Here is a 3,546-nt window from a genome sequence, read left to right on the forward strand (position 1 = left end):
GTCGAACTTCCATCTGACGCTGATGGAGCGCATGGGCGTGCCGATGGAGAACTTCGGCGACGCGTCCGGACACCTGGACCCGGCCAGCCTGACGTAGTCGTTGTCACCCGCCATGCAGCCACCCACCGGGCGCGGCGCGGCTCGCCCCCCGATTGGCATCGCCTTCGACGGCGACGTCGGCAACCGCATCGACGCGCTGCTGGCGATCGCGATGCTCAACGGGCTGACGGCGAAGACGCAGGCCCGCCGTATCGCGCTCAGCGTGTCGCGTCCCAGCCTGGTCTCCGCGCAGATCGCCGACGTCGTCGCCGCGTTCTACCGGGGAGCGCCCGTTGCCGGCCGCGGCGGCATCGGCCCCGCGTCGGAAGGAATGATCGGCCTGCCGGAGAGCGCGGGCGTCAACGGCGACGCACCGGCCTTGGCGGCGATTCTTTCGGGCAAAGCCGCCGACGGCACGCCCAAGTACACCAGCGGCATCACCGGACTCGTCAGCACCGCCGAGAGCGCGGTGATGATCCGGAATCTGATTCTCGCGCAGCACGACGGCAACGCGGCGATCGTGCTCGCGGGGCCCGCGACCGGGCTCGTGAGGATCCTCGACCTGTATCGATCGGGTCCGCAGATTACTTCGAAGGTTCGCGCGCTCGTGGTGGCGGCCGGCACGTTCCCCACGGGTGCGGCCGAGTCGAGCATCAAGGCCGACGTCGCGGCCGCGAAGCGGCTGTTCGCGGAGTGGCCGACGCCGATCGTCGCCGTCGGACGCGAAGTCGGCGACGCGCTGCCGTATCCAGGCGCGAGTATCGAGAACGATTTCGCCTGGTCGGCGGCGCATCCGGTGGTCGACGCGTATCGCGCCTACAAGCCGATGCCGTACGACGCGCCGGCACCAGCGCTCGCGGCGGTGCTGCAGGCGGCGCTCCCCGATGAGGGGTACTTCACACTCTCCGAGCCCGGGACGATCAGCGTGCTCGACGATGGCCGGACGCGGTTCGCGCCGCAGGCCGAGGGAAGACATCGGTATCTCGTCGTGGATCCGGCGCAGAAGGCCAGGGTCCTGACTCAATACACGTCGCTGGTGCCGGCGCCGCCGGCGCCGCGGCCGGGACGCCGGGGTGGTGCTGCATGACACTGCGTGCTGTTGCGTTCGGAACCGCGGGCATCGCCTGGATGCTCTCAGTGAGCCTTCCGTCTGGTCAGGCGCCGGCGCGACCCGCCGCGGCCCCGGCTCGCCCACAGGCGTCCGCACCGGCCAAGGCGCCCGCGGGGCGCGGTCAGCGCCCGGTGATGAATGCCCCGGTCGCGAAACCACGTCCCGCGTACCATCCCCCGACGGCCGAGGCGTTCAAGGCGGCGACGCACTCGCTCTTCCAGTACACCTGCGGCGAATGCCACAACTCCGCTGAACTCGCGGGCGGTCTCGACGTGGCGCTCTACAGCTCGCCCGATTCGCTCACCGCCGACCCCGCGCGGTGGGAGCTGATCCTCGCGAAGCTCAAGTCCGGCGAGATGCCGCCGCTCGAAGTGGAGCGGCCGGAAGCGGAGATCAAGACGCTCATCTCGTTTCTCGAGACCGAGTTCGCCCGCGCCGACGCCAGCATGAAGCCGGATCCCGGGAGAGTCACGGCCCGCCGGCTGAACCGCGCGGAATATACGAACACGATCCGCGATCTGCTCGCGATCGAGTTCCGCGCCGACAAGAATTTCCCCACCGACGATTCCGGCGAAGGCTTCGACAACATCGGCGAGATCCTGACCGTCTCGCCGATTTTGATGGAGAAGTACCTGTCGGCCGCGGCGCGGATCTCCGAGAGGGCGATTGCCACGGGCAAGCTGCCGAAGCCGATCGAAGTCGAGTACAGCACCCGCTTCAAGAGCCTGCGGCGCCTCGATCCCAGCAACGTCGAGGCGACGCACCGCTTCGACTTCGATGCGGACTACGAACTGAAGGTCGGGCTGCCCGGCCAGCGCGCCAAGGACGCGGCTCCCGTGACGCTGGGCCTGTGGGTCGACGGCAAGCTCACGCACACGATGCCGGTCGAGACCAAGCCGTCGGGGCTCGTGTATTTCAATCCGTACTCGGAGGAGCGGATCCGCGTCTCGATCCCCGAGGGCGATCACACGCTTCGGCTCGGATTCGTCGACGACCCGTTCGTGAACACGATCGCCAAGGAGGATGTCTACAAGGACACGGTGAACAAGTGGATCAACGCCGTGACGGTCATCGGCCCGTTCCCGACGCCCGGTGAGAAGCCGAGCCGCAAGAAGGTCCTCGTCTGCGATCCGAAGTCCGGTCCGGCCTGCGTCAATCGCATCATCGCCACGCTCGCGCGCAAGGCGTATCGCCGGCCCGTCACGGGCGCTGAAATCACAGGGCTGACGCGCTTCGTGAAAATGGCGACCGACAACGGGGAGAGCGTCGAGCAGGGCATCGGGCTCGCGATCCAGGCGATGCTCGTGTCGCCGCACTTCCTCTTCCACATCGAGCGGGACCTCTACCCGAACGATCCGGCCCGGATGCACCGGATCACCGACGTCGAGCTGGCGTCGAGGCTGAGCTACTTCCTGTGGAATTCGATGCCCGACGACACGCTGCTGTCGCTCGCGGAGCAGCGGCGGCTGCGAGCACCAGGCGTACTCGACGCGCAGGTGAAGCGGATGCTGGCCGATCCGAGGGCCTCCGCGCTCGCCGAGAACTTCGCCGGGCAGTGGCTCGAGGTGCGGAACCTCGACACGATCAAGCCGGACCCGCAGAAGTTCCCGGCGTGGGGACCGGAGCTCCGTGACGATTTCAAGACCGAGACGCGGATGTTCTTCGACGCGGTGCTCCGGGAGAACCGCCACATCGGCGATTTCATCGACGGGCGCTACACGTTCCTCAACGAGCGTCTGGCGAAGCATTACGGCATCGACGGCGTGAACGGGCCGGCCTTCCGGCGCGTCGAGCTGACGACGCCGGAGCGCGGAGGCGTGCTGGGCCACGGCAGCGTGCTGGCGGTGTCGAGCTATCCGACGCGGACGTCGGTGGTGATACGCGGGAAGTACATCCTGCAGAACATTCTCGGCACGCCCCCGCCGCCGCCCCCGCCCGACGTGCCGCAGCTCGACGAGCAGGCCGTGGGCACGAAGATGTCGCTGCGGCAGCAGATGGAGAGCCATCGGACGAACTCCATCTGCGCGTCCTGCCACTCGCGCATGGATCCGCTCGGGTTCGCGCTCGAGAACTACGACGCGATCGGCAAGTGGCGGACGAGGGACGGCGACTTTCCGGTCGATTCGAGCGGCGTCCTGCCCGACGGCAAGCGCTTCTCGACACCGGCGGAGATGCGAAAGATCCTCAACGAGCGGATCGACGAGTTCGCCCGCACGCTGACCGAGAAGATGCTCGTCTACTCACTCGGCCGCGGGCTCGAGCGGTACGATCGTCCGACGATCCGGCAGATCACCACGAAGCTCGAGACATCGGGCTACGGACTGCAGACGCTCGTCCGGGAGGTCGTCAACAGCCTGCCCTTCCAGTCGCGCCGCGCCGAGGCGCCGCGCACCGTC

At 68.1% G+C, this 3,546-nt stretch carries 2 protein-coding genes; both read left to right on the plus strand.

From position 1 onward, the window contains the following. Positions 1 to 112: 112 nt before the first annotated feature. Positions 113 to 1,126, plus strand: coding sequence for a nucleoside hydrolase (locus VFK57_00690; GenBank protein ID HET7694201.1), 1,014 nt, complete (start codon positions 113 to 115; stop codon positions 1,124 to 1,126). A 158-nt stretch (positions 1,127 to 1,284) separates the two neighbouring features. Next, on the plus strand, positions 1,285 to 3,546 hold a 2,262-nt coding region (locus VFK57_00695; GenBank protein ID HET7694202.1), incomplete at its 3' end, for a DUF1592 domain-containing protein.

It is taken from the genome of Vicinamibacterales bacterium (assembly GCA_035699745.1).
Taxonomy (GTDB): domain Bacteria; phylum Acidobacteriota; class Vicinamibacteria; order Vicinamibacterales; family 2-12-FULL-66-21; genus JAICSD01.